Origin of the sequence: Cupriavidus sp. SIMBA_020, assembly GCF_046535395.1 — a bacterium.
Lineage (GTDB): Bacteria > Pseudomonadota > Gammaproteobacteria > Burkholderiales > Burkholderiaceae > Cupriavidus > Cupriavidus campinensis.
The window spans coordinates 1-229 of sequence record NZ_JAWRWU010001859.1 but is presented as its reverse complement, the minus strand read 5'-3'; the positions used below and the strand labels follow the sequence as shown (position 1 = coordinate 229).

General features: G+C 69.4%; 1 pseudogene. It reads left to right on the top strand.

What is annotated here, in order from left to right:
* A pseudogene (gene pntA, locus SB751_RS36040) lies at window positions 1-229 on the top strand (NAD(P)(+) transhydrogenase (Re/Si-specific) subunit alpha); the annotation flags it as partial.

Sequence of the window (229 nt, the reverse complement as noted above, 5' to 3'; positions counted from 1 at the left end):
GCGACATCGTGTTCAAGGTGCGCCCGCCGAGTGCCGACGAAGTCGCGCTGATGCGCGAAGGCGGCACGCTGATCGGCTTCGTGTGGCCGGCACAGAACCCCGAGCTGATGCAGCAGCTGGCCGCGAAACGCGCGACGGTGCTGGCGATCGATTCGCTGCCGCGCACGCTGTCGCGCGCGCAGAAGATGGACGCGCTCACGTCGATGGCCGGCATCAGCGGCTACCGCGC